Here is a 25,942-nt window from a genome sequence, read left to right on the forward strand (position 1 = left end):
TACCTTGGGGGCTCAAAGAAAAAGTGCATGATACAGAAGATTAATTCCCTCGAAGAATACCACCAACATTACAAGAAAAGCGTAGAGAACCCTGAAGCTTTCTGGGCTGACATTGCATCGACATTCCGGTGGCGAAAACGCTGGAAAAAGGTCTTAAATTGGGAGTTTAATACCCCACGAGTAGAATGGTTCTCCGATGGCAAGCTCAATATAACCGAAAACTGCCTGGATCGTCATCTCGCAGAAAACGGAGAGAAAATAGCCCTCAGGTGGATTCCGAACGACCCATCGGTTGTACACAGAGACATAAGCTATCGCGAATTATACGAGCGTGTTAATCGGTTTGCCAATGGATTGAAGAAACTCGGCGTAGAGAAAGGAGACCGGGTGTGTATTTATATGCCCATGGTTCCGCAGTTGGCTGTTGCGGTTCTCGCTTGCGCCCGAATAGGAGCTATTCACTCCGTTGTATTCGCAGGCTTTTCGGCCAAATCCCTAAGAGACAGGATTCAAGATGCTGATTGCAAAGTAGTTGTTACCTCAGACGGGGGATATCGCGGAGCAAAAACCATTGATCTTAAAAGCATTGTTGACGATGCGCTCACAGATTGCCCCTCGGTGAGGCAAGTGGTGGTTTACGAACACGTAAAATCGAACCCGCCAATGAACGAAGTCAGAGACATATGGTGGCACAATCTCGTGTCTGATTGTAATACAAATCTCGAGGCTGAAGAAATGGATGCTGAAGATGTACTCTTTATACTTTACACATCCGGCTCCACAGGAAAACCAAAAGGAGTGGTGCACACCACGGGCGGCTATATGGTATATGCCGAGTACACCTTTCGCAATGTTTTTCAATACATACCCGGTCAGGTGTACTGGTGTACGGCAGATATCGGCTGGATCACCGGTCACACCTACATCATCTACGGACCTTTACTGGCAGGCGCTACGAGCATCATGTTCGAAGGGGTGCCTACATATCCCGATGCAGGTCGCTTTTGGGACGTGGTTGAAAAATACCGCGTAAACATCTTCTACACTGCGCCCACGGCCATTCGTGCATTGATGGCTCACGGCAACGAATTTGTTGAAAAATACAACCTCAGCTCCCTCAAAGTATTGGGCTCCGTTGGTGAGCCCATCAACGAAGAAGCCTGGGAGTGGTACCATGAAGTAGTGGGCAAAGGCAACTGCCCCATTGTGGATACGTGGTGGCAAACCGAAACGGGAGGTATTCTCATTTCACCATTGGCCGGCCGCACACCCCTCAAACCGAGTTTTGCCACGCTACCACTACCCGGTGTTCAGCCCGCAATCGTAGATTCTGAAGGCAACGAATTGGAAGGAACCGGTGTGGAAGGCAACCTTTGTATCAAATTTCCGTGGCCCGGAATGCTCCGCACTACCTGGGGCGACCATGAACGGCTGCGCCTCACCTACTTTTCAGCCTTCGAGAACAAATACTTCACCGGCGATGGGGCCAAACGCGATGCCGACGGGTACTACAGGATAACGGGACGTGTGGATGACGTGATCAACGTGTCGGGGCACCGATTTGGTACGGCCGAAATTGAAGACGCTATTGATGAACACGAAGCAGTGATTGAAAGTGCCGTAGTGGGCTATCCGCACGACATCAAAGGGCAGGGAATCTACGCATACGTAATTGTGTCGCAGGGCCTTGATAACCCGGATAAGATGCGAAAGGAAATTACCGACATGGTGGTAAAACAAATCGGTCCGATTGCCAAGCCTGATAAAATTCAAATCGTAAGCGGGTTACCCAAAACCCGCTCCGGCAAAATCATGCGACGTGTTTTGCGCAAAATCGCCGAAGGTCAGGCAGACCAGATTGGTGACACTTCTACCCTGCTCGACCCTGAGGTTGTAGAGGAAATCAAAGCGTCTGCCTTGTAGCCGGAATAACTACTCGTCGTCATTGTCGGAGTAGCTACGTTGAGCCTTTTCTACGTGCTCACGGATGTTAGCGAGGTCAATGAAATGACGGCCGGCAACATCCCGCAACTCACGCGCAACAAACTGCTCAGTGGCAACCACCAAAAACTGTTTGCCCCGCGCTTTAAGGAGTCGCAGTGCGCGCTCAAAATCTCCATCCCCACTGATCAGCACGGCTTTGTCGTAGTTGTCGATGGTGTTAAACATGTCGAGCGCAATTTCAATATCCAGATTCGATTTGCGGATTTTCTTACCAGAACTCGCGTCGAAAATGGTTTTAATAGGCTTGGTAACCAAAGAATAGCCCATTTGGGGCAAGGCGCGTAAAAAGGCGTCTTGCTTCACAGCCGACGGCCCCTCAGTACCGATGTAGTAAAAGGCATCTACAATGGTGCCGTACGATTCAATGTAATCGAGAATTTTCTTTGGATCGCAAAACCAACCCAACGCGTCTTTCTGCATGAAAAAAAAGTTAGAGCCATCCAGAAAGACTGATATCCGCGTTTGATTCATACCTGCTTGTATAGATTGTTTGTGATAAGTAATGGTGCAATGTTACACAATGTTCGCGAAAAGCAAGTTTATCGCCTCTTTACTGCAGTGCACAAAAAAACCCCGCTGCAAGGCGGGGTTCAGTGCTGACTATCAAAAGCAATTAACAGTAGGCGTCGTACGCAGCGTGCAGGTTCTCGGCAATCATTTGCGGGCTTCGGCCTTCAATGTGGTGCCGCTCAATAAAGTGAACCAGCTTACCATCTTTAAACATCGCAATAGCCGGAGACGACGGAGGGTAAGGAAGGGTGTATTTCCGCACCTGCTCGGTGGCCTCACGGTCAACACCAGCAAACACCGTGCATAGGTTGTCGGGTTTGCGGGTATGGTTGAGCGACATTTTAACACCGGGCCGGGCATTTCCGGCAGCACAGCCGCACACAGAGTTGATGACAACCAGCGTACAGCCTGCATTTTCGTTGATTGCTTTGTCAACGGCTTCTATTGTGGTGAGCTCCTCAAAACCTACATCAGTGAGGTCGGCTTTCATGGGAGCAACTAAATCAGGTGGATACATAACTCTTGGGTTTAAGGTGAAGGTACAAAGGTACCGATTTCGTACAACCTTGTGAACACGCAAAGAGCCTTATGGTTCCCGGCGTCTGGCAAAAAATTCGCGAAGCAAGGCAGAGCACTCCTCTTCCATCACGCCCGAAACAACCTCTGTTTTAGGGTGAAGCAGTTGTTCGCTCAACCTGGCGTATCCCCGCTTTTCATCCGACGCGCCATACACCACTTTTCCTATCTGGGTCCAGAAGGCAGCTCCGGCACACATTACGCAGGGCTCCAATGTTACGTAGAGCGTACATTCGCTGAGGTACTTGTTTCCGAGGAACTCCGCTGCTGCGGTAAAGGCCTGCATTTCGGCGTGAGCGGTAAAATCGTGGAGACGCTCTGTGAGGTTGTGACCCCGGGCGATGACCATTCCCTTACAAACCACCACTGCGCCCACCGGAATCTCATCTTGCTCAAAGGCCCGATGTGCTTCGGCAAGTGCCAGTTTCATAAAGTGTTCGTTGCTTTGCGCAGTTAGCATAGCCTCATTTACGGAGCGTCAAATTTACTATTTTCGCAGCCCAAACACCCCCCTATGTACCGGACACACACCTGCGGAGAATTAAGAAGCCAACACATCGGTCAAAGCGTTACCCTGGCCGGCTGGTTACAGCGGTCGCGCGACCTTGGCGGAATGACTTTTATAGATCTGCGCGATCGCTACGGCATCACGCAGTTGCTCTTCAATATGGACGTAGATGCCGCTCTTTGCGAAAAAGCGCGCAAGCTCGGACGTGAGTTTGTGTTGCAAATTGAGGGCAAGGTTGTTGAGCGATCAAGCAAAAACCCCAACATGCCTACCGGGGATGTTGAAATAGCCGTTACCGCCCTCAATGTTTTGAATGCCAGCCTCACCCCGCCATTTACCATCGAGGACGAGACAGACGGAGGCGAAGACCTTCGCATGAAATACCGCTATCTGGACTTGCGACGCGCCCCTGTTCGAAGCAACCTGATGCTCAGACACCGCCTCGGTATCGAAACGCGCAAATACATGGATGCTGCAGGCTTTCTTGAGATAGAAACTCCGTACCTGATAAAATCTACCCCCGAGGGAGCCCGCGATTTTGTGGTGCCCAGCCGAATGCACCCCGGTCAGTTTTATGCGCTGCCCCAGTCGCCCCAAACCTTTAAGCAGCTGCTGATGGTAAGCGGTTACGACAAGTACTACCAGATTGTGAAGTGTTTTCGTGACGAAGACCTCCGCGCCGACCGCCAGCCTGAGTTTACCCAGATTGACTGCGAGATGGCTTTTGTAGAGCAGGAAGACGTGCTCAACAATTTTGAAGGTCTGGTTCGCCATTTGTTTAAAGTAGTAAAGGGAGTTGAACTTCCTGCTTTTCCGCGAATGGATTACGCCGAAGCCATGGAGCGATTCGGCTCAGACAAGCCCGACCTTCGATTCGGAATGGAGTTCAAAAACCTCGATTCGGTAGCCAAAAACAAAGGCTTTAATGTGTTTGATCAGGCAGAATGCGTGCTGGCCATAGTGGTTCCGAATTGCGCCGAGTACACCCGCAAACAACTCGACGCCCTCACCGATTGGGTGAAGCGCCCGCAAATAGGAGCCAAAGGGCTTGTTTACTGCAAGTGCAACCCAGATGGCACCTTCAAATCGTCGGTGGATAAATTTTTCGACCAGGACGCGCTGGCCGAGTGGGCTGCGCATTGCGGTGCACAATCGGGCGATCTTATCCTGGCTCTATCGGGCGACTTGCACACCACCCGCAAACAACTCTCCGAGTTGCGCCTGTACATGGGTTCTGAGCTGGGCCTTCGCAAAAACGATGTCTTCAAACCGCTGTGGGTGGTTGACTTTCCGCTGCTCGAGTGGGACGAGGACTCACAGCGTTTCCACGCCATGCACCACCCCTTTACTTCGCCCAAACCCGAGGATTTACCGATGCTGAACACCGACCCCGGCAAGGTGCGGGCCAATGCCTACGACATGGTCATCAACGGGGTTGAGCTTGGAGGCGGATCCATTCGTATTCACGACCGCAAACTTCAGTCGCGAATGTTTGACCTGCTCGGTTTCACGCCCGATGAAGCCTCGGCTCAGTTTGGCTTCCTGATGCAGGCCTTCGAATACGGTGCGCCTCCACACGGCGGTATTGCCTTTGGCTTCGACCGCTTGTGCGCCATGTTTGGAGGCAGCGAGTCAATCAGAGATTACATCGCATTCCCCAAGAACAATGCGGGTAGAGACGTGATGATTGATGCGCCTGCACATGTGGATGCAGCACAGCTTGATGAGCTGAGTCTCGACATTGTTCGCAGAGAGGAATAGACCCTACATCCGGCCTTTCAGCATCATGTTCCAGTACATGAACGGCAGGCCGTACTTTTTGAGGACCCACATGCTCCACTGCTCTTTGGCGGTATTCACAAACTTCGAAATCAGCGGATCAGAGTCTCGCACGTTGCCGTATTTAAACTCAGCAAGCACCATCTTTCCGTAGCCTGTAACCAGCGGGCACGATGAATAACCTTCGTATTTAAGATTACTCAGGCCTCCACTATTTTCCATCATGTGCAGAATATTACCAACCACAACGGGAGCCTGCTTGCGGATGGCCGCGCCCGTTTTGGCAGTGGGCAGGGCAGCCGAGTCGCCTAGACCAAAAACGTTGGCGTAGCGAGGGTGCTGAAGTGAGTTGATATCAACCTCCATCCAGCCTTTGTGGGGACCTTCCTGATGGGCCAGCGGCGAGTTCCTAATAAGCTCGGGAGCCGATTGTGGCGGCGCAAGATGCAGCATGTCGTAAGGAACAGCAATCACGGTATCGCCTACCAATTGCTCGTTGATTTTGTTGTCTTCTGTGACCACGCAGGCGTTTTCGCCCGGCTCTGAGTAGTGGAAATAGATGATTTTCTTCTCGGGATCTATGCGCTCAGGGCTGTAAAATGGCTTGAAGATTATCTCGCGGTCAATCAGTATTTTATTGAGCGTTTTGGCAAAGTCTTTCACCCCAAAAATGACGGAACCCGGCGTGGCAAACACCACGTTGGTATTGTCGCGCACTCCTTGCTTTCGGAAGTATTCCTCAGCGAGGTACATAATTTTTTGCGGCGCGCCACCACAGCGAATGGGGGTAGAAGGTTGTGTAAAAACGGCATTTCCGCCTTTAAAGCGCTGCAGAACCTCCCAGGTGTGTTTGGGGTCGGTGTAGTTGCTGCATACATCGCCTTTGCCCAGCGCTTCTGACAACCCCGGCAGCAAATCGGGCCGGTTTTGCACACCGATGCTCACTATCAGGTAGTTGTACGTGAAGTCTCCGGAATTTCTTGTGATTACCGCATTGTTCTCCGGGTCAAGCTTTTCTGCGTAGTCTTTGATCCAGTCCACATCGGGCGGAATAACTGAGGCCTCCTTGCGGATGGTTTTGTCAAAGTCGAAAGTACCCGCTCCAACCAATGTCCACGCGGGTTGGTACTGGTGCTTTTCCGAAGGCTCTATCAGGCCAATGGTAAGTTTCTTGTTTTTTCGTCGAAGCTGAGCGGCGGTCATAATGCCGCCGGTTCCACCTCCAATGATTAGCACTTCATAGTGTGTCCTGGCCATCTCGATAGTTTTTGTTGAGGTGAAGGTGGCGGTTTTGTTCGACACACGCGGTAACAGGGGTTACACAAGCAGGGCAAACGCAGGTAGATAAGAGTCTATGACTGGCATTCATTCTCTTAGCGCCCATTGCACCTCCCCGCCCGCCCGCAGAAGGCGGGCCTGTCCGCAGAAGGCGCAAAGTTGGCAAGGGTAGACCTCACATTCTAAAATCAAACTTCGTCTTCGTTAAACGCAATCAATTTAAAATGTGTTTGCTCTATTACACAAGCCTCATGAGAGGCGCTTTTTGAGCTTTTCAATGGTTGCAGCCGCATTGCCGATATAAATATCGTTATCTACCACAAAAACCGGGCGTTTCAAAAAGGTGTACTCGTCGAGTATGAGTTGTTGATAGTCCTTTTCGGTCAACTCTTTTTGGGCCAGCCCCATGGCTTTGTACTTCATGGCCCGTCGGCTGAAAAGCGCTTCATAGGATCCTGCCCGCTCTTTCATTTCGTTGAGCTGCGCGGGTGTAATTTTTTCGTGTTTGATGTCTTGCTGAACAAAACCATCGAGCTTAAGGTCGTTCATAATGCGTTGACATGTGCTACAAGTGGAGAGAAAATAAACCTTCTTCATGGCGGTAAATCGTCAAAAAATGGGAAACTTTGAGGCCCAAATATCTGCAAAGAAAATTGGTAACCCAAGAAAGCGATATTCGATCCAAGCTGGGCTTCCGGCGCATTATGATTCCGGTTGTTATCGGGTTGGCGGTGGCTACCTATTTGCTGGTGAGCAACCTCAACGAGGTTCGCTTTGAGGCGGTAGAGCCCGGCACAGGCACCTATGAGTGGCTCAACCCCGAAGGAGATTTGCAGCCCGATGTGTACGACGAAAAAAGTTTCGCCCCCACCGAAGGCGGAGATTACATCCGTCTGACCTATCGGGAGATTTTGCGCAGCCTTGACTGGAGCTGGTATTCTGCGTTCTGGTTTTTTATGGCCCTGTGCTGTGTGGCTGCGCGCGACGCCGGATATATGTACCGCATACGCGTGCTCACTGACAAGGCATTGTCGTGGCGAAAGTCCTTTGACACCATCATGCTGTGGGAGTTTGCGTCCGCGCTCACCCCATCGATAGTGGGGGGTTCGGGCATTGCGCTCTTTATATTGAACAGGGAAGGCATCAAGATGGGGCGAAGCACGGCGGTGGTGATGGTTACGGCGCTACTCGATGAGCTTTTTTACATCACCATGGTTCCGGCTATTTTGCTGCTGATTGGCACGGGGCAGCTGTTTCCGGTGAACATGGAGAAAGAGTTGTTGGGCATCACTTTTGGCACGCAAGGCATTTTCTGGCTGGGCTACTTTTTTATTGTGATGCTCACCACCATCATCGCACTGGCTGTATTCTGGCGACCGCGATTGTTCAAGTTTGTGCTGCTCCAGATTTTCCGCCTTCCTTTTTTACGAAGGTGGCGCTATGATATTATCGCGCTGGGAAATGACATCATCATCACTTCGCGCGAGCTGAAAGGGAAATCAAAAGGATTTTGGGCACGGGCGCTCGGGGCCACATACTTTAGCTGGACTGCCCGTTTTTTGCTGGTAAACATGCTTATCATGGCCGTGATTCCCGTTTCTGACCACTTCCTTTTGTACGGAAGGCAGCTGGTGATGTGGGTCATTATGCTCATCAGCCCTACTCCCGGCAGCAGCGGATTGGCCGAATTTGCCTTTACAGGTTTTCTGGCCGATTTCATTCCGCTCGGACTGGCCGGTGCCCTTGCTTTTATCTGGCGATTGCTCACCTACTACATTTACATCTTTATTGGCGTCATTGTGCTTCCACGGTGGTTGCGCAGAACGGCCATTGAAATACGCCGTAGAAAATCCCAACCCAAACCAGAGTCTTTTTAGAACCTTACCTTTGGGCACACATTTAATTCAAGCATTCACAAATGAAATTCGGAACCAAAGCCATACACGCGGGTGTAGAGCCCGATCCTTCCACCGGAGCTATCATGACTCCTATTTTTCAAACCTCAACCTACGTACAGGAAAGCCCCGGAAAACACAAGGGCTATGAATACTCTCGCACCCAAAACCCTACCCGAAATGCACTTGAGCGCAGTCTTGCTGCCCTGGAAAACGGCAAACACGGTCTCTGTTTTGGCTCTGGCCTGGCTGCCATTGATGCCGTATTGAAAAGCCTTCGCCCCGGCGATGAGGTGGTTTCAACCAACGACCTTTACGGCGGCACGTACCGATTATTCGACAAGGTGTTTGCTCCCTTCGGACTCAAATTTCACTTTACCTCTATGAGTGACCCCAAAAAGGTAGAGGAGCTGATGAATGAAAAAACCAAAATTATTTGGGTCGAGACGCCCACCAACCCCATGCTCAACATCATTGATATTGAAGCCATGGCCGCCATAGCAAAGAAAAACGGTTGTTTGCTGGCGGTGGATAACACCTTTGCGTCGCCCTATTTGCAGAACCCGCTCGATTTGGGTGCGGACATCGTGATGCACAGTGTAACCAAGTACCTCGGTGGTCACTCTGACGTGGTAATGGGCGCGCTGGTGTGCAACGACGATGCGCTCGCCGAAAAACTCTATTTTCTTCAAAACAGCAGCGGTGCCGTGCCTGGCCCTCAGGATTCTTTTTTGGTACTGCGAGGCATCAAAACCTTGCACTTGCGTATGCAACGCCACTGCGAAAACGGCAAAGCAGTTGCGAATTATCTGGCCGGCCATCCACGGGTTCAAAAGGTGTATTGGCCCGGATTCGAAAACCACCCCAACCACGATGTGGCCAAGCGGCAAATGCGCGACTTTGGCGGGATGTTGTCCTTCAGCCTGAAAGACGATACGCAGGATGCAGCTTTCAGAATCCTTGAGAAAACGCGTGTATTTACGCTTGCGGAGTCGCTTGGCGGGGTTGAGTCGCTAACAGGCCATCCTGCCTCCATGACCCACGCTGCCATTCCACGCGAAGAGCGCCTCAAAGCCGGATTGGTGGATAGCCTGATACGTTTGAGCGTTGGTGTTGAGGACATAGAAGATCTGCTCGAAGACCTGAAGCAAGCGCTGGCTTAGTTTTAGAATTCCAATATTGGCCAAGGCTATCATTGCAAATGGTGGCCCGTTTGCTTATATTTGCAACATTACCTGCAAATCACCCCAATGAAGTATTTAAGCTTAACTCTCGGCGCTCTCCTTGCATTGAGTGCTGTCAACCTTTTTGGCCAAAACAGCCATCATCACCATGATGGAACCATACATCCTTGCCATACAGACGAGCGAACTGAGCAACTCCTGCAGGAAAATCCTGAGTGGATTCCACTGGTTGAAGAAGCCAACAATGAACTAGAGCGCTTTACCCGCGAATTTGAAGAGAGTGGTGCTGCCGGAGAGCGAAGCGTGAAAATCATTCCTGTGGTTTTTCACGTGATTCACGCCAACGGCCCGGAAAACATTAGTGCAGAGCAGATTGAGGATTGCATACGCATTATGACCGAGGATTTTACACTTCAAAACAGCGATATTTCGCTTGTTGTGCCTGCTTTCCAAAACATTACTGCTGATGTAGGTGTAGAGTTCCGCCTTGCCAAACTCGACCCTAACGGAAACTGTACCAACGGAATAGTTCGTGTTGAGAATCAGGCAACATTTAATGGCGGCGAAAACCTCAAATCCATTTCGCCGGCATGGCCCAGAGCCAAATACATGAATGTTTGGGTTTGCAACAACATCTCAGGCAATGCCGCGGGATATACCTATACGCCCGGAACTGTAGCCGGCCCCTGGGGAGCTGCTGCCGACGGTATTGTTGTTCAGCACAGCTATGTGGGAAGCATTGGTACAGCCAATTCCACTACAAGCCGAACCATGACCCATGAAGTTGGGCATTGGATCAACCTGCGTCACCCCTGGGGTGGTTCCAATACTCCCGGCCTCGCAAGTAATTGTGACATAGACGATGATGTTGCCGATACGCCAAACACCATCGGATGGACATCCTGTAACCTCAATGGATCATCATGTGGCTCGCTGGATAATGTGCAGAATTTCATGGAATACTCATTCTGCTCCAGGATGTTCACCAACGGACAGCGCACACGGATGCTGGCTGCACTGAACAGCAACACGGCCAGCCGAAGCAACCTATGGACTGCCAACAACCTGGCAGAAACCGGGGTTTTAACAGATGGCGTGCTTTGTAATGCGAAGTTTTCGGCAAGCCAGCGTGAAATTTGCGCCGGTGATTCAGTGGTATATACAGATATGTCTTACCACAACGTAACCACCAGAAACTGGACCTTTGAGGGAGGCACACCTTCAACTGCTACGGGTGAGCAAGTGGTGGTTTATTACAACGAGCCCGGAACCTATAATGTAACCCTGCAGGTTTCTGACGGAAGCAACTCTGTCAGTTCCAACGAAGGAGGATTTGTACACGTGCGCCCCACAGTGGGAGTGCCGCTGCCTTACTCTCAGGATTTCGAGTCTTATGATGCGCAATCACCAAACCCTGCTGACTTTGAATTGGATTGGCAATACGGGAATACCATTACATCTTCGTCATGGGAAGTTACCAGCTTTGCAACCGGGGCATCGGGAACGCACACACTTCGACTGCCCAACCGAAATCTGCCGGCCGGTTCGGTAAGTGAAATCATCAGTAAACCCATTGACCTGTCGAACACCACCACCGATGTTACCATTTCATTCAAATACGCCTACGCACGCCGAAACCCTTCGAATAATGAGCGCCTGCGCTTTTGGGTATCTGCCGATTGTGGCGAAACCTGGAGTTTGAGGGGAATTTGGAGCAATAATTTCGACACAGCGCCTTTCACAAATGTGAATTGGTTCCCGAACAGCCCAAGCCATTGGGAACAAGTGGAAATCACCAATATTCTGGAGAATCATCTTGTAGAGAATTTCCGTTTTAAGTTTTCCTTTGAAAGCGACGGCGGTAACAATTTCTTCGTTGATGACATAAACATCAGCGGCCCACTCGTGTCGAGTATTGAGAACATGGACATTTCACAGAACTTATCTGTGTTTCCCGTTCCCGCCACCGATGTATTGAATATTGCTCTTTACGGAGCTGACCCCTATATGTACCACATTGAGTTATTCAACCCCGTTGGTCAATTGGTGCACGCCTCAGGGCAGAACGCTTTCCCGGGAGGGAGTGCACAAATTACGCTTGATACCCGGTCATACGCAGCGGGTATGTATCATTTGGTGCTGATAAATGACAAGGGGCAACGTGCAGTGAAACGCGTAGTACTCGCCCGCTAAGCCATTGTTGGAACAAGACATAAAAAAAACCGGCCTCAATGGGCCGGTTTATTATGAATGACATTATCCCGTCATTACAGTTCCTTAAAGCCGATCATTACAGTAACGCAACCCTCATGAATAAGCTCGTTGGGGTTGTCTTTCATGGGCACGTTGATACGCAACTTCAGTTTCTGGGTTGATTCCGGCCGAAAGTCAAAATAATTACTTTGATCGTCAGATTTTCTGGCATAAATCTCATTCTTTCGGTCGTCCAGAATCGTAAAGTTTACCTCTCCGAGCAGAGGATGACTACAAACAAGAAGGCGGTATTCCTGCCCACTGAAAAAAGTGAGATTCAGTTCAGCTTCATCTCCGGGCACCAAAAGTGTGCTGTTGTAGTTTTCATTGGGAATAAAGTCCTCAAGTACCGGCCTGCACGAGTTTCGTGTGAAGCTTTTGCACTGTCCAAAGGCCGATCCGGTAAGGATAAGCGCGAGAATAATTGCGAATGCAGTTTTCATTTTCGGTCGGTTTTATTGTATGAAGGAAGTACGAATTTCTTTAACACGCGCTGTAATAGCGGCTATATCATCTGCAGTGTAGCTGTAAGTGGAGGCTCCCCCAATCACCGTTACACCGGTTGACTCGTCCGTCGTAACATCACCCGCCTCGCGGTTTATGTCAATTTGATCGTAAAGTACTTTCAGGGATTCGAGGTCGGCAATGATGCTATCGAGGTTACCTCCGTCGTTGTATGCATTTACCAGTTCGAGCAAATCTGACAGGGAGTACTTTTGGTCTATGACGCGCTGAATGATTTCCTGAGGTACATCCTTCGAGTTTTTGGCGATTTGAGTAGCCAGGTAAAGGCCTTCAATCCAACCTCCGGTGATGACCAATGCAGACACATTTTGGCGGTCGTTCTCCTTCAGGTATGCATCAAGTGTGTAAAAAGAGTCTGAAATGATATCAATAAGCGAGTCTCTGTTCTCAATGTTGGATTCGATGCGATCCATCGTTTCATTATCGAAAGCACTGGTTACTCCCAACTTGTCGGCAAGCTGTTTCGCACAAGACAGGTAAATAATACTCTCCTGATTCTGATTGAAGATACTAGCATAACTGAGATTGGCTCCGTAAATTCCCAAATTGAGGGCCTGTCTTTTGGAAGACGTGTACTTAACCACGTTGCTTACATCGTTTAGCATGCTTGCATCGTAGGTTGTACCGGCTTTTTTCAGAAGAGATGCCATCTCCATAGGTGAAGGAATGGTGTAGAATATTTCCTGTACTTTCTGCAATTTCTTCGCAGCAGAGTCATCTGCTCGTACATCGTCATCTACTTCGCTAATTGCTTTTCTTGAGTCTCCGTTTTCACATTTGCAAGAGCTAAAAGCAACTGCGATTGTTGCGATAAGAACAACGCTGATGAGATTTCGACAGTTGTACATAATTGGTTGCGTTAGGGGTTAGGATAACAAAATTAGTAGTATTCGGCGCAAAGCCACTATTTCAGGGGTTAAACTATAAACAATATACTGTTCATCGGAACTCTGTTGAGGCATGCATACGGTGCGGCTGTACACCCGGTTTCGTTTTTGAGTGCATTTTTCAAACAATTTATATTCACACCCAGGCCTCTCACCTTACTTTGCTTATGATCAATGTGCTTCAAGCCAATTGTTGCCCGTGCCCATATCTACTTTCAGTTCAACATCCAGTTTTACAGCTTCCTGCATTTTCTGAATGATGATGGGCTTGATGATGTTAAGCTCATCTCTCTGCGCATCAAACACCAGTTCGTCGTGTACCTGAAGCACCATTTTCGACTTGAAGTTCTCTTCCCTGAACTCCCTGTAGATGTCGATCATGGCTTTTTTAATGATATCGGCGGCGCTTCCCTGGATGGGTGTGTTGATGGCGTTTCGTTCGGCCTGCCCTCGAACCACAGGGTTTTTGGAGTTAATATCCCGCAGATAGCGACGCCGCCCCATGATGGTTTCAACATAGCCGTGTTCCCTGGCAAACTCAATGCGGTTGTCCATGTATTTTTTAATACCCGGGTAGGTTTTGAAATAGGACTCTATCACCTCTGCCGCTTCGGTGCGACTCAAGCTGCTTTGCTGGCTTAAACCAAATGCGGATACGCCGTAGATAATGCCAAAGTTTACCGTTTTAGCATTGCTTCGTTGTTCTCTGGTCACTTCGTTCAGCGGCACTCCGAAAACCTTAGCGGCAGTGGCAGCGTGGATATCCTCGTCGTTTCTGAAGGCTTCAATCATGGCCTTATCGCCACTCAAGGAAGCAATAACCCTGAGTTCAATTTGAGAATAATCAGCGGCAAGAAGCACGTGTTCTTTATCGCGGGCCACAAAGGCTTGGCGCACTTTTCGTCCGCGCTCTGTTCGCACCGGAATGTTTTGCAGGTTGGGGCCCTGCGAACTGAGTCGCCCGGTAGCAGCTACGGCCTGATGAAAGGTGGTGTGAATTCGCCCCGTTCGCGGGTTCACCAGTTCGGGGAGCGTATCCACATAGGTGTTCTTAAGTTTCACTACTTGCCGGTACTCCAGAATCTGGTCAATGATTTCATGCGTTCCGCGCAGGGTTTCGAGCACAGGCTCCGATGTGGCATACTGCCCGGTTTTGGTCTTTTTGGGTTTGTCAACCAGTTTGAGGTGGTCAAACAATATTTCTCCCAGTTGTTTGGGCGATGCAATGTTGAAATCTGTTCCGGCCAACTCTTTGATTCGTTTTTCAAACTGCACAATGTCGCGGGTAAGTTCCTGAGAATACACCTTAAGCTGGGAGATATCAATGGCTACACCGGCCGCCTCCATGGCTCCAAGCACTTTAACCAGCGGCATTTCAATGTTGTTAAAAAGCTTCCATGTACCTGTTTCCTCCAATTGAGGCGCAAAAAGTTTGTAGAGTCTAAAGGTAATGTCGGCATCTTCAGCTGCGTAATCCTTTACCAGCTCCACAGGCACATCGCGCATGCTCTTTTGGTTTTTGCCTTTTTTGCCGATTAGTGTTTCAATGGAGGTAGGTCGGTAGTTGAGATAGGTTTCGGCAAGCATATCCATGCCGTGGCGCATATCGGGCTCCAACAGGTAGTGAGCCAGCATGGTATCGAACACGGGGCCTTCAATCTCAACCCCATACCATTTCAGCACGGTGAGGTCGTACTTGAGGTTGTGCGCTATTTTGGTGATGTTGGGATGGGTAAATACTTCAGTGAAGTCCTCCAGGATTCTTTTGGCGGCTTTTGGGTTATCGGGTATGGGAACATAGTGCCCTGTGCCAGCCTTTGTGGAAAAGGCCACACCTACCAATTCGGCTTCGTGGGCATCAATATCGGTGGTTTCGGTGTCGAAGCAAAAGGCTTCTGACGATAAAAGCTTCTTCACCAGTCGGGCGCGCTTTTCAGCGGTATCTAACAGTTCATAGCCTTCATTCTGGGTTGATGCAGCAGGAGGTTCGCCGGAGTTTTCAGCAGGTTGAGCAAAGAGATCCATCTGGGTTCCTCTGCCCCCTGTAACAGGAATTTTCTCACCCAGTAAACGCTCACTCAGCGTCCGAAACTCGAGCTCGGTAAAAATTTCCTGTAGTTTCTCTTTATTTGGCTCTTCCACTTCGAGCGATTGCGGCTCGAAGGTTACAGGCACATCCAGCCGAATGGTGGCCAACTGTTTCGACAACAATGCCTGCTCGGCATTCTCTATCACTTTCTCCTTCATTTTTCCCTTCAGCTCGTTGGCGTGCTCCAGCAAACCCTCAATGCTTTTGTACTGCGCTATGAATTTTTTAGCGGTTTTTTCGCCCACACCGGGAATGCCAGGAATGTTATCGACGGCATCACCCCACATACCCAGAATATCAATAACCTGAAGCGGGTCTTCAACCTCAAACTTCTCCTTTACTTCATCCACGCCCCATATCTCTACGCTACCTCCGTTTTTGGCCGGTCGGTGAATCTTCACTTTATCGGTGACCAGCTGCGCAAAATCCTTGTCGGGCGTTACCATGTATACCTCAAAATTGTCTGCTGCGGCCTTGTGGGCAAGGGTACCAATTACATCATCTGCTTCAAAGCCTGCCACCTCAAACACCGGTATGTTAAACCCCTCAACAATGGCCTTAATATAAGGCACTGCCCGTTTAATATCCTCGGGGGTTTCGTCGCGGTTGGCCTTGTATTCGGCGTAATCTTCTACCCTAAAACTACCCCCGGGCGGGTCAAACGCCACGGCAATGTGGGTTGGTTCGTGGTTTTTGAGCACATCCACCAGGGCATTGGTAAACCCAAACACAGCAGAAGTGTTCATGCCTTTTGAATTGATTCTGGGTGCGCGGATAAACGCGTAATACGCACGGAATATCAAGGCATAGGCATCAATGAGGTACAGCTTTTTCTTATCGGACATAATCTGGTAAATCTTGCCGTGAAGATAGAACTATTCCTCGCTTTGGTTAAGCCATAAGGCGTGCAAACCGGGAACTGCAAGCCCAAATTATTTTTTCTCGGGTTCCGGCCACCGCACGCAAAATCTTTCTACATTGCCTCATGCAATCAATCCATTGGGATGGATTGCACCAAAAATAACCAAACCAAAAACCAACGTTATGTTAAGAGAATTCCGGGATTTCATCATGCGGGGCAACGTACTTGAGCTTGCCGTAGCCGTAATCATTGCCGGTGCCTTTGGCGCTGTAGTCGCATCTTTTACCAACGATGTAATCATGCCCCCTATCGGGTTGGCTCTGGGCGGGGTTGATTTTGCTGACCTGGCAATTACCATTCAGGAAGGCCAGTTATCCGCCGATGGATCGGTATCAGTTGAAGCCGTTCAGATTCGGTACGGCGCATTCATTCAGAAGGTTATTGATTTTATCATCATTGCCTTTATCATTTTCATGTTGATTCGCACGTACAACAAAATAAAAGACCGAAACAAGCAAGCCGAAGAGGCCGCTCCTGCGCCACCTCCGGGGCCTACTGCCGAAGAGCTGCTTGGCGAAATTCGCGATTTGCTGAAGAAATAAGATTGGATCTTTCAATGAAAACCCCGCCCTGTATGGTTTGGGATTCTTTTGTTGGCCTCCATGGAAAATGAGATTAACACGGCTCCGTGCATAAGCTTCATGGCAGCATCAGTAAAAATCAGGTCTAAGCTTGATCTTTGAAGCTTGGATAACAAAACGTGGTTAATTCCGTAATAAACGTATCATTCTGCTGCCATGCACAAACTTTTTCTGACACCTGCACTTCTTCTTGCATTCCCGCTGTTCGCGCAATACACCGAGCCAGTCGATAGTGCCGAAACACCTGCTTTAGAAATCGCTCCGGACGATCCGTTTCTGGAGCGAATAGATGCTCAGTGGCAATCCATAGCACATCAGGCGTGGTTTGTACACAGTGACACGGCGTGCTTGAATATCTACGGTTACGAACCTTCTGTGGTGCCAAAAGTATCGGACGACGAAATGCGTGAGCGCGTGAGGCAAATGGATGAGGAAACCATCATGGAGATGCGCTATGACGGGCACATCCGCGGCTTTATTGAGCTTTATGTGTCCAAAAAGCGCGAGTTGTCGTCAAGGGTTTTGGGTCTGTCGGAACTCTACTATCCGATGATTGAGGAAATGCTCGATCGCTTTGACATTCCGCAGGAAATGAAACACCTTGCCGTTGTTGAATCTGCGCTCAACCCTACCGCACGCTCGCGTGCCGGGGCCAAAGGTTTGTGGCAATTCATGTATGGTACCGGTAAGATGTTCGATTTGAAGGTGAATTCATTTGAAGATGACCGCTTCGACCCATTGCAAAGTACCGTTGCCGCCTGCCGCTACCTTCGCCATCTTTATGGTCTGTACGGAGATTGGAATCTTGTGCTGGCAGCCTACAATTCAGGTCCGGGAAACGTGAACAAAGCCATACGTCGCTCAGGAGGTAAGCGCGATTACTGGGCCATACGCAACTACTTACCCAGAGAAACACGGGGTTATGTGCCTGCATTCATCGCGGTAAATTACATGATGACCTACCACCAGGAGCACAACCTGTACCCCCTCTACAATGCCTGTGCATACTATGAAACTGACACCGTGCACGTGCGTCAGCGTCTCACCTTCGATCAGGTTTCGGCTTACACCAACGTGGATGCTACATTGATAGCCTCTCTCAACCCCATGTACCTGCGTTTTGTCATTCCTGCTCAGCCCGATGCACCCAAAGTCTTGCGTTTGCCTTCAGAAGCAATCGGTGTGTTTCTTGCCAACGAAGACAGCATTTACCATCACCAACCCGAACCCACCACTCCGATGCTCGCACAGGAGGTTACCGAGTACCACCGGGTGCGCAGCGGTGAGTTTCTGGGCTCAATAGCCAACCGCTACGGAGTGCGGGTTAATGAACTAATGGAGTGGAATGGATTGCGAAACACCAACATTTACCCCGGTCAGAACCTTGTGGTACACCGTACGGTATCTCCGGCTGGTGTCGCCAGCACCACAGGCAGCACACCCACTGTAACCCAACAAACCCAAAAACCCGCTCAGCCGGCCGTTGTTACCGACGAGGGCGCTTATCGCTACCACGTAGTACGGAGCGGTGATACACTGTGGGACATCGCCAAACTGTACGATGGGGTTACCGTAAATCAGCTGAAGCAATTAAACAGCGGACTGAACTTTAATCGTCTCAAGCCCGGACAAAAAATCAAGATTGGTCAAGCTGGTTAAATACTTTGCAGTCCTATTGGCTGCCGTTGTTATGGTCTCCTGCGATGAAGATGCATCGCATGTGCTGCCCAGATATTCCGGTGCTCCGGGCGAATTGCTGGTAATTATACCAGATGCGCTTTATGAGTCGCGCCCGGGAGATATCCTCTACGACCACTTTGCCGCATACCAGGCTATGCTACCTCAGGCCGAGCCCTATTTCAACCTGGTGCACCTCAGCCCGGAAAAAGTAAACAACATAACACGACAGCACCGCAATCTGCTGTTTGTAAACATCAAGCCCGAATCAGAAGAAACCCCAAGGGTGGAGGCCCTTCGAAACAAATGGGCGTCCGAACAACTCGTGGTGAATGTCTATGCGCCGTCCATTGATGCATTCGATTCACTGATGGCCGATAACGGGCCGGCTTTACTCGAAAAGTTCAACGAGTACGAGCGCAAAAGGCTGAAAGGGAATTTTGCTTTCCGCAAGAACCACAACATTGCCGATGAACTTCGTATTCAAGAAGCCCTGAGCATTACCGTGCCTCGTGATTGCAGCATTGCCCGACAGGAAAAGAATTTTACGTGGATTGAGCGCAAACGCGAAAAACCTTCGGGCGGCTCATTACACGATGTACTGCAAGGTGTATTGGTCTATCATTATCCATACACGGCCGATACCTCTTTCACCGCGGGTCATATACTTGCTGTGCGCGACTCCGTGTTGAGGCGTTACGTTCCCGGATCCGTTGAGGGCTCGTACATGACCACCGAATACCTTGTAGAACCTGCATATCGGGTGGTTGAGCACAACGGAGCATACGCCGTTGAAATGCGTGGATTGTGGAAAGTAGCGCTGGGAGCCCCTATGGGAGGCCCTTTCATCAGCTTAACAGTGCACGACGAGCAGCGCGGAAGAATTGTAACCGCCGAGGGATTTGTCTTTGCTCCAAAATTCAGCAAACGTGAGTACCTGCGCGAAGTAGAGGCCATGATTTACAGTATCGAGTGGCCCGACGTTGAAGACTCTGAAAAAAGCTGATTTAAGGTCTGCGGAAATGACCGTCATTCATTTGAGGAAACAAAGTCTGTAATGGGACGAAAAAACCCGATGCATCCCCTTAGTGTCATTTCGACCGGAACGCCGAGGAACGAGGCGTGAAGTAGCCTGCCCCGAAGAATTTCGGGGGAGAAATCTCATTCAGTTCACACTTTGATCTCATAATAGATTTCTCCGCTACACAGCTCCTGCCGTCGCTGCTTCGGTCGAAATGACAAAACACTCATAACCTGAAATAAGAACCCCCAATCACACCCCTTTGTCATTTCGACCGGAGTGCTGAGGTACGAAGCACGCAGTGGAGAAATCTCATTCAGTTCACACGTCGTCTCCCTAGAGATTTCTCCCCCCGAAGAATTTCGGGGCGCAGCTCCTGTTGTCGCTGCTTCGGTCGAAATGACAAAACGCCAATAATCAAAACAAAAAAGCAATCACACCTTGAACACGACAATCAGAGCATCACCCGGCTGCGACTCTGATTGATGATAACCGCTACGATTCAGCATAGACCCTGAAAGGGTCAAATGTCTGAAGAGAAAGCAACGAAGATAGAAGTGCGACCCCGAAGGGGTCGAATGTCCACCGAAACATGCAATAACACTATATTTCAATCCCTTATGATTTTAAATTAGGGTGCATCTCAAACGCAGACGCCTGAAAGAGACGCTTAGCACAACTCGTCAAACCCCAATTACCGAAGTAACCTACGCACACGCTAAGCCAAGCGCATTTCATGAAATCGCTACCCAACTCGAGATCGCTATCCAGTAATCATAGTAACCGCTGGATGACTTTCATTGATATAAGTCTGATCTATTTGACGTTAAGTGGTGGGTGAAAAACCCACCCCAACCCCGACTTTCAACATCAAGGTCTTGTGAAACCCGCGTTTGTCGGGGCCACCCCTCCGGTGGAGGAGACAAGGCCTCCGTTTCAATTTTGGGATTTCTCGCTCGTAATGACAAAATGCTACTAATCAGAAATAAAAGCTCAGGTCAGCGTAGCGTCTCGCTACACTGACATCTTCAAGGCGTCCCCGCCTGCTCTTTTGATTCCGATTGTAAGCCGCGAGCATCCGCACCAAATCCTTTCCAACCCCACTCCTTTTGTCATTTCGGCCGGAGTGCTGCGGAACGAAACGCTGAGGACATCAAGACTCAACACTTACGTCGTTTTTCAGCGAACCTGATTTAAACCGGAAAGGACATCAGCCACTCCAAGGCATCCTCGCGGTTCTTAAAGAGCTGCGTGGGGCGATTGGGCTTGTTGAAGCGAATGAAGAAATTGGCAGTCATTTCGTGCGAGTAACTCTGCACCACAACCGCATCTGCTACTATAGCATCGGTTGACCCGGCTGAAGACGCATAATTTCGGGCGTCCTGACTGAGAGAGGCCTTTTCTCCGGCGGTAACAAGCAAACGAAATTTCTGCCCATTGGCTTCGCTGTTGATGGTCTCAAAAATTCGTTTCACCTCCTCTAGTTCAACCACCTGACCTTCTTTCATGTGGAGATGAAGAATGTTGTCGGGTTGAAAGGTCAATGTTGACTTACCTAAATCGAAAGTTTTGTCTGACATGCCCGGTTGCTCAATTCATTGCTTCTGCAGCAAAGGTAGAAAGAAATACCACGTAGGGCCAATGAACTGCTTTTCATTACGGGCATCATTTAACGCAGCAATAACCAGGCAGCAGGCATTTCATCGCGCTTGATATCGCGCAGCGCATCCAGCGCCTCCTGTCGGCGCGCATAATTACCGAATGTAACCCGGTAAAGCCCTTTGTGCTGATCGAGCAAATAGGCTGGATAGCCCTTTGCACGCAATCGATCTACCAGCTTGTGTGCGTTGGACAGCTCTGCGAAACACCCGCCCACCACATGGTAACGCATGGCAAGGAGCTCAGGAGTGGCTACATAGGTGTTTACCGCTGGTGCAGGTGGCGGTTCGGGCATCCTCAATCGCACAGCAACGCCCTCTTCATTGGATACATCAGTAAACGCTATGCGCACAACCTCTTTTTCGGAGTCGAGCAATTCCAGCAAGGCATCATCTTCAGAATGATCTACCCACAAAAAAGTGTGCTCACGGGCTGTATATACCGGGGGATCCTTGGGGGCGAAGGGGTTAAGGTCTGCAATGGTAAGATGGGCCGGGCGAAGCACATCTGCTGATGATACCAACCACCCTGAGTAAAGAAGAAAAGGCAACACAACTGCCGCAGCCCATATCCATCGCGCCCTGCGATTACCCGAACTTTCCTGAGCTTCTGCGGCATCATTCTCCAGGTTTGCTGCATGGGTAATGGGAACTACGGGAGCCTCTGCTGGTTCAGGAGCAGGAACCTTTTTAACCGGAGCCGATTGCGGCAAGCCGGTTGATTCCGGTACTTTTTCCGGTTGCATCACCGGAATGGCAAACAACTGCTCCAACCCAAAGGCGTCTTTCAAGAAGTTCTCTTCCTGCGATGGTTGAAACCGCAATTGTCTGGCCGTATCGCGATAAACTATGCCCACCTTTTTAAAGGTGATCCGCTCTCCATTGTTGAGGCGGGTAAAATAGTCTTCTACCTCTGTACGTATTTTATCGTTGGCCTCCTCAAACGTGCAGTTGTTCCATTCTGCGAGGTGGCTGGCCAAAAGACCGTCGTTTTTCACCAGGCTGCGGTTAAATGACACCTCCTTGGAAGGGGGTTGAAAAAGATGCAGGCGCTTGTTGAGCGAAGCTGGTTTGTAATTGGTAACAAAACCGCCAAACTCCGGAATAATTACGCAGTCATAGTGGTATAGTAAATCGCCTATGTGATTTTGAAGGGCCAATGCGCCGGGCTTTGTACGAAAGTACAAAAGTAATCCAAACACAGCTGGAATACCGAAAAAAGAGCGCTCGAATCAATAGCCGTAATCTCCCTCCCGGTATCGCTCAAGCATCCGGCGCAAGTCGTCGGGGTGATCAATGGAATCCGATTCCAAATCGGTTTCGGCAGTGCGGATACGATAACCGTGTTCCAGCCATCGCAGTTGCTCAAGTTGTTCGGCCTTTTCCAACGATGAAGGTGCAAGCCGCGTAATCTCTTCCAGAATATGGGGTCTGTACGCATACATCCCAATATGCAGAAAGTAAACATGGTCCTTGAGCCATTCGGAAGCCTCTATTCCGTTGCGATAGGGAAGCGGTGCCCTGCTGAAATACATGGCATCCATCCGCTGGTTCAACAGCACTTTTACACGGTTGGGATTGAAGAGGTCGGCCGTGCGTTCTGCGCGCTTTACAAGCGTGGCTATCTGGGTATTACGGTCTTCAAAACAACCGATCAGGTTATTGACCTGACCGGGTTGAATAAAGGGCTCATCTCCCTGGATGTTGACCACCACATCAAAGTCCTCATCCACTTTGGCACAAGCCTCCTGACAACGATCTGTGCCGCTGGGATGATTCGCGGAAGTCATCAAAACTTCTCCCCCAAAAGCACGGCCAGCCTCTGCAATACGCTCGTCATCGGTCGCGATAACCACCTTGGTCAATTGGGCCTTACAGGCTTGCTCATAAACCCTCTGTATCATGGGTTTACCCGCGATATCTGCCAATGGTTTGCCGGGAAACCTTGAGGATGCATAGCGGGCCGGAATAATGCCGAGGGCTTTCATGGTTATATCTCGAGCGAATATTGCAGCATGGTTAAACGCGGTGATTCTATACTCAACGGGCGGATTGCGTATTCCGTATTGTACAGATTGTTGACAATGAGAGCCACTTTGCTTCGTTTCGACACTTTAACCGATGCGCGGAGATCCATCACATAAATGGGGTTTTGGTTGTCTTCCATCCACTGCGTTACACCCGAAGGCAGAAACAAATCTGTATCCAGCACAATAAAAGCGCGGTCTATATTGCGAATGGGTGTCATCATTCTTACACTGGTGCCCAAGCTGAAACCTTTGTATGTGGCTTCCACATCGAGTTTGGCCATGTGCTCCACCCTATACTTCAGCAGGTTGCCGTCTCCAAAAGAGCTTGTGTTTTGATAGGTAATGGGAGCAAATACGGGCTGAAGACCCACCTGATCTGCCGGATTTTCAGGCACTATCGGGTAATTGTCTCCCATTGCCGTTTCTAAATCCGACACGATGTACACATTCTCCGGGTCAAGCACCAGTGGCTGCACATACGTGTATCCCAAAAGCAGGTTAAGCTCAACGCCTCCGATTTTGCCCTGACCCATTACTGAAAAGTCGAGGCCGCGAACAAGCGCGGGGCCAGTATTAACCGACCGGAAACCGAGGATTTCGTTCAGTTGCTGAATATTTAAACCCGGGCCCAAAGGATCAGGCACCCCCCAGGTGCCGAAAGTGAACTCGATGAAGTTATCAAACTCCTGGTAGAAAACAGCTGCATCAACAAAACCGCGAAAACCACCCACTTCAAATCCCTGCTTCACTCCAAACTCAGCATTGTAGCTGCGCTCAGACTGAAGGTTGGGATTCGGGAAAATGTTCTGACCGCCTACCGCAGTTACAATAAAGCGCTCGCCGATGGTTGGAAACCGAATACCCTGACCGATAGAGGCCCGCACAAAGGTGCCATCGAGCACCCGGTAATTCGCCCCCGCGCGGAAAATGGGTGCCTCCCTAAAGTCATTGTTGATGCGAAACCACTCATAGCGCACACCTCCCGACAGGGTGAGCCGGTGAAACAGGCGCTTGTCAATCTGCATGAATAGCGCAGAATTGTGTGCAAAGTTTTCGCCGTCTCCGCGCTCATTGGCCACATACAAATTCGACCACGCATCCGTGTAGGTGGTCATACCCCCGGCCGTGATATTCAGGCCCTCAATGCCGTAATGACTAAAGTCTTGACTTACTGTGTATTCAGCAAAGTAAGTGCGCGAATAATTAGATTGATTGTTGGTGTTCTCGTTATCGAGGTGGAAGTACCGCGTTTTAAGTTTGTGGTTTCGTCCCTTTTTGCCAATGTATTCTACGTATGGGTCTATATTAAAGTTAAGTTGCTCCGTTGTGGTAATTCCGCGGGTTCGCGGACGGTACAGACCAGTATCCGCATCGAGCCAGAGCAAGGCAAAGCTGCTGAGGCTGTACATGGCGTTTGAATTAACTCCCACACTCAAGCCTTCGATGTTCTTAAAGCGATAGCGCAAATTGAGGTTTCCACGGGCGCGGTTTTCTGACATTTGCGCAGGTCTTCTGAACAAGGTATCACCCGATTCCTCAATGCTGTCCCATACCAACGGGCGGCCATTTTCATCGAATTTATCGGGTATCTCGGGGCCTGTAAAACCCATGTCAGAAAAGAGGTTGGCTCCGAAAGTCACATCCAGTTGCCCCACCTTGCGGGAGTGAAAAAAGTTTGCGCCTCCTTGCATCGGTGCAGCCACCATATTCTGCACAGGGTGGTACACACCCAACTCATGCCGGTAATCCGGGTCGCGCCAATACAAGTCCGGGCTGGTACGCGGTGCGCTGTATACCCCTTTAAATATGCTCACCTTGGTAATGGGCTCATCGCGGGGGTATGCGGTGCGCAGGTTGATCACTCCACTCAGTGCCGCTGACCCGTAAAGCACGCTCGATGCTCCTTTGATGACCTCTATTTGTTCTACATTCTCCGTCGGGAGGTAGCCCCAGTTGGGACGTCCGATATCGCCGGAAAGCATGGGTATGTCATCGAGCAACACCTGCACACGGCTTCCTGCACCAAAACTATAGCCGCTACCTCCGCGAATCTGCGGCTCACCATCCACAAGAATTACACCCGGTGTTTGATCCAGCACCTGAGAAATATTGGTATTATTCCGGTTCTCAATCAAATAAGGTTTTATAACCTCCATGGAAACCGTAAGTTCCTCCAGTCGCTGTTCATAGCGCCCCGCGCTTATTACCACCATTTCGAGCTGGCTTACGCTGGGCGTCAGCATCACTTTCACTTCGGTAGCTTCTCCGGCTTTTATTTCATAGGTTTTCTCGAGGTTTTCAAACCCAATGTAGCGGAATGTTATAGTATGTGTACCGGGAGAGAGAGAGAATTCAAACCTACCATCGATATCTGTGGTAACACCAGAGCCATTTTTGGCAATTACATTTACACCAATAAGTAGGTCTTTGGTATCGGAAGAGCTTACTGTACCGCGCAAAATACCCAACTGTGCATGAGCGCAAATGGCACCCAGCAACAATCCCAAGACAAGGAAAATTCTCATATATTTGGCTGCTTAAGGCGATTCCCTACGGGGATCGGTT

20 protein-coding genes are annotated in these 25,942 nt (G+C 49.8%); 8 read left to right on the top strand and 12 right to left on the bottom strand.

Features of this window, described 5'->3' with window-relative positions:
* Nucleotides 1-27 precede the first annotated feature (27 nt).
* On the top strand, nucleotides 28-1,923 hold the full coding sequence (gene acs / locus EA392_06470) for an acetate--CoA ligase (GenBank protein ID TVR39385.1): 1,896 nt from the start codon (nucleotides 28-30) through the stop codon (nucleotides 1,921-1,923).
* A gap of 9 nt (nucleotides 1,924-1,932) precedes the next feature.
* On the opposite strand, the gene EA392_06475 is transcribed toward acs, so the two are convergent.
* The 3 genes from EA392_06475 to EA392_06485 all read right to left on the bottom strand — a co-directional run bounded on the left by EA392_06475 (nucleotide 1,933) and on the right by EA392_06485 (nucleotide 3,550).
* Nucleotides 1,933-2,475, bottom strand: coding sequence for an NYN domain-containing protein (locus EA392_06475; GenBank protein TVR39386.1), 543 nt, complete (start codon nucleotides 2,473-2,475; stop codon nucleotides 1,933-1,935).
* 142 nt (nucleotides 2,476-2,617) lie between these two features.
* A complete protein-coding gene (locus EA392_06480; protein ID TVR39387.1) occupies nucleotides 2,618-3,031 on the bottom strand; it encodes a BrxA/BrxB family bacilliredoxin in 414 nt (137 codons plus the stop codon).
* Between the two features lie 69 nt (nucleotides 3,032-3,100).
* Nucleotides 3,101-3,550 (bottom strand): nucleoside deaminase, encoded by a 450-nt coding sequence (locus EA392_06485; GenBank protein ID TVR39388.1) that lies wholly within the window; start codon nucleotides 3,548-3,550, stop codon nucleotides 3,101-3,103.
* A 54-nt stretch (nucleotides 3,551-3,604) separates the two neighbouring features.
* Between EA392_06485 and aspS the strand changes: the two genes are divergently transcribed.
* Nucleotides 3,605-5,359, top strand: a complete 1,755-nt coding sequence (gene aspS, locus EA392_06490) for an aspartate--tRNA ligase (GenBank protein ID TVR39389.1) — start codon at nucleotides 3,605-3,607, stop codon at nucleotides 5,357-5,359.
* A 3-nt stretch (nucleotides 5,360-5,362) separates the two neighbouring features.
* On the opposite strand, the gene EA392_06495 is transcribed toward aspS, so the two are convergent.
* Nucleotides 5,363-6,634 carry an NAD(P)/FAD-dependent oxidoreductase gene (locus EA392_06495; GenBank protein ID TVR39445.1) on the bottom strand — a complete coding sequence of 424 codons (1,272 nt, stop codon included), beginning with the start codon at nucleotides 6,632-6,634 and terminating at the stop codon, nucleotides 5,363-5,365.
* Nucleotides 6,635-6,904: 270 nt separating this feature from the next.
* Complete coding sequence (locus tag EA392_06500; GenBank protein ID TVR39390.1) at nucleotides 6,905-7,252, bottom strand: arsenate reductase; 348 nt, start codon at nucleotides 7,250-7,252, stop codon at nucleotides 6,905-6,907.
* Between the two features lie 56 nt (nucleotides 7,253-7,308).
* Between EA392_06500 and EA392_06505 the strand changes: the two genes are divergently transcribed.
* The 3 genes from EA392_06505 to EA392_06515 all read left to right on the top strand — a co-directional run bounded on the left by EA392_06505 (nucleotide 7,309) and on the right by EA392_06515 (nucleotide 11,927).
* Nucleotides 7,309-8,532 (top strand): UPF0104 family protein, encoded by a 1,224-nt coding sequence (locus EA392_06505; protein ID TVR39391.1) that lies wholly within the window; start codon nucleotides 7,309-7,311, stop codon nucleotides 8,530-8,532.
* Nucleotides 8,533-8,573: 41 nt separating this feature from the next.
* Entirely contained in the window at nucleotides 8,574-9,713 is a 1,140-nt protein-coding gene (locus EA392_06510; GenBank protein TVR39392.1) for a cystathionine gamma-synthase, read from the top strand.
* 87 nt (nucleotides 9,714-9,800) lie between these two features.
* On the top strand, nucleotides 9,801-11,927 hold the full coding sequence (locus tag EA392_06515) for a PKD domain-containing protein (GenBank protein TVR39393.1): 2,127 nt from the start codon (nucleotides 9,801-9,803) through the stop codon (nucleotides 11,925-11,927).
* Nucleotides 11,928-12,001: 74 nt separating this feature from the next.
* Here the strand turns inward: EA392_06515 and EA392_06520 are convergent, their stop codons facing one another.
* From EA392_06520 to polA, 3 genes are all read right to left on the bottom strand, one after another.
* On the bottom strand, nucleotides 12,002-12,430 hold the full coding sequence (locus EA392_06520; protein ID TVR39394.1) for a hypothetical protein: 429 nt from the start codon (nucleotides 12,428-12,430) through the stop codon (nucleotides 12,002-12,004).
* Between the two features lie 12 nt (nucleotides 12,431-12,442).
* Nucleotides 12,443-13,360: a hypothetical protein gene (locus tag EA392_06525; protein ID TVR39395.1), complete on the bottom strand. Its 918-nt coding sequence runs from the start codon at nucleotides 13,358-13,360 to the stop codon at nucleotides 12,443-12,445.
* A gap of 210 nt (nucleotides 13,361-13,570) precedes the next feature.
* Nucleotides 13,571-16,333: a DNA polymerase I gene (gene polA, locus EA392_06530; GenBank protein TVR39396.1), complete on the bottom strand. Its 2,763-nt coding sequence runs from the start codon at nucleotides 16,331-16,333 to the stop codon at nucleotides 13,571-13,573.
* Nucleotides 16,334-16,532: 199 nt separating this feature from the next.
* Between polA and mscL the strand changes: the two genes are divergently transcribed.
* The 3 genes from mscL (at nucleotide 16,533) to EA392_06545 (ending at nucleotide 19,674) form a co-directional block, all read left to right on the top strand.
* Nucleotides 16,533-16,952: a large-conductance mechanosensitive channel protein MscL gene (gene mscL / locus EA392_06535; GenBank protein TVR39446.1), complete on the top strand. Its 420-nt coding sequence runs from the start codon at nucleotides 16,533-16,535 to the stop codon at nucleotides 16,950-16,952.
* Between the two features lie 195 nt (nucleotides 16,953-17,147).
* Nucleotides 17,148-18,650: a LysM peptidoglycan-binding domain-containing protein gene (locus tag EA392_06540; GenBank protein ID TVR39397.1), complete on the top strand. Its 1,503-nt coding sequence runs from the start codon at nucleotides 17,148-17,150 to the stop codon at nucleotides 18,648-18,650.
* Nucleotides 18,651-18,681: 31 nt separating this feature from the next.
* A complete protein-coding gene (locus EA392_06545) occupies nucleotides 18,682-19,674 on the top strand; it encodes a DUF4837 family protein (protein TVR39398.1) in 993 nt (330 codons plus the stop codon).
* A gap of 1,208 nt (nucleotides 19,675-20,882) precedes the next feature.
* Here EA392_06545 and EA392_06550 read toward each other — a convergent pair.
* From EA392_06550 to EA392_06565, 4 genes are all read right to left on the bottom strand, one after another.
* On the bottom strand, nucleotides 20,883-21,269 hold the full coding sequence (locus EA392_06550; protein TVR39399.1) for a hypothetical protein: 387 nt from the start codon (nucleotides 21,267-21,269) through the stop codon (nucleotides 20,883-20,885).
* Between the two features lie 89 nt (nucleotides 21,270-21,358).
* On the bottom strand, nucleotides 21,359-22,534 hold the full coding sequence (locus EA392_06555) for an SPOR domain-containing protein (protein TVR39400.1): 1,176 nt from the start codon (nucleotides 22,532-22,534) through the stop codon (nucleotides 21,359-21,361).
* Between the two features lie 45 nt (nucleotides 22,535-22,579).
* Nucleotides 22,580-23,335 (bottom strand): 3-deoxy-manno-octulosonate cytidylyltransferase, encoded by a 756-nt coding sequence (gene kdsB, locus EA392_06560; protein ID TVR39401.1) that lies wholly within the window; start codon nucleotides 23,333-23,335, stop codon nucleotides 22,580-22,582.
* A gap of 2 nt (nucleotides 23,336-23,337) precedes the next feature.
* Nucleotides 23,338-25,902, bottom strand: coding sequence for a TonB-dependent receptor (locus EA392_06565; GenBank protein TVR39402.1), 2,565 nt, complete (start codon nucleotides 25,900-25,902; stop codon nucleotides 23,338-23,340).
* Between the last annotated feature and the right edge of the window lie 40 nt (nucleotides 25,903-25,942).

It is taken from the genome of Cryomorphaceae bacterium (assembly GCA_007695365.1).
Lineage (GTDB): Bacteria > Bacteroidota > Bacteroidia > Flavobacteriales_D > SKUL01 > SKUL01.

What these genes read in the sequence shown, in the direction of transcription:
- EA392_06515 (TVR39393.1), top strand. Translation starts at nt 9,801, where the DNA reads ATGAAGTATTTAAGCTTAACTCTCGGCGCTCTCCTTGCATTGAGTGCT.
- EA392_06550 (TVR39399.1), bottom strand. Translation starts at nt 21,269, where the DNA reads ATGTCAGACAAAACTTTCGATTTAGGTAAGTCAACATTGACCTTTCAA.
- EA392_06480 (TVR39387.1), bottom strand. Translation starts at nt 3,031, where the DNA reads ATGTATCCACCTGATTTAGTTGCTCCCATGAAAGCCGACCTCACTGAT.
- acs (TVR39385.1), top strand. Translation starts at nt 28, where the DNA reads ATGATACAGAAGATTAATTCCCTCGAAGAATACCACCAACATTACAAG.
- EA392_06475 (TVR39386.1), bottom strand. Translation starts at nt 2,475, where the DNA reads ATGAATCAAACGCGGATATCAGTCTTTCTGGATGGCTCTAACTTTTTT.
- EA392_06540 (TVR39397.1), top strand. Translation starts at nt 17,148, where the DNA reads ATGCACAAACTTTTTCTGACACCTGCACTTCTTCTTGCATTCCCGCTG.
- EA392_06500 (TVR39390.1), bottom strand. Translation starts at nt 7,252, where the DNA reads ATGAAGAAGGTTTATTTTCTCTCCACTTGTAGCACATGTCAACGCATT.
- EA392_06525 (TVR39395.1), bottom strand. Translation starts at nt 13,360, where the DNA reads ATGTACAACTGTCGAAATCTCATCAGCGTTGTTCTTATCGCAACAATC.
- EA392_06520 (TVR39394.1), bottom strand. Translation starts at nt 12,430, where the DNA reads ATGAAAACTGCATTCGCAATTATTCTCGCGCTTATCCTTACCGGATCG.
- EA392_06485 (TVR39388.1), bottom strand. Translation starts at nt 3,550, where the DNA reads ATGCTAACTGCGCAAAGCAACGAACACTTTATGAAACTGGCACTTGCC.
- EA392_06565 (TVR39402.1), bottom strand. Translation starts at nt 25,902, where the DNA reads ATGAGAATTTTCCTTGTCTTGGGATTGTTGCTGGGTGCCATTTGCGCT.
- EA392_06510 (TVR39392.1), top strand. Translation starts at nt 8,574, where the DNA reads ATGAAATTCGGAACCAAAGCCATACACGCGGGTGTAGAGCCCGATCCT.
- EA392_06545 (TVR39398.1), top strand. Translation starts at nt 18,682, where the DNA reads ATGGTCTCCTGCGATGAAGATGCATCGCATGTGCTGCCCAGATATTCC.
- aspS (TVR39389.1), top strand. Translation starts at nt 3,605, where the DNA reads ATGTACCGGACACACACCTGCGGAGAATTAAGAAGCCAACACATCGGT.
- mscL (TVR39446.1), top strand. Translation starts at nt 16,533, where the DNA reads ATGTTAAGAGAATTCCGGGATTTCATCATGCGGGGCAACGTACTTGAG.
- kdsB (TVR39401.1), bottom strand. Translation starts at nt 23,335, where the DNA reads ATGAAAGCCCTCGGCATTATTCCGGCCCGCTATGCATCCTCAAGGTTT.
- polA (TVR39396.1), bottom strand. Translation starts at nt 16,333, where the DNA reads ATGTCCGATAAGAAAAAGCTGTACCTCATTGATGCCTATGCCTTGATA.
- EA392_06495 (TVR39445.1), bottom strand. Translation starts at nt 6,634, where the DNA reads ATGGCCAGGACACACTATGAAGTGCTAATCATTGGAGGTGGAACCGGC.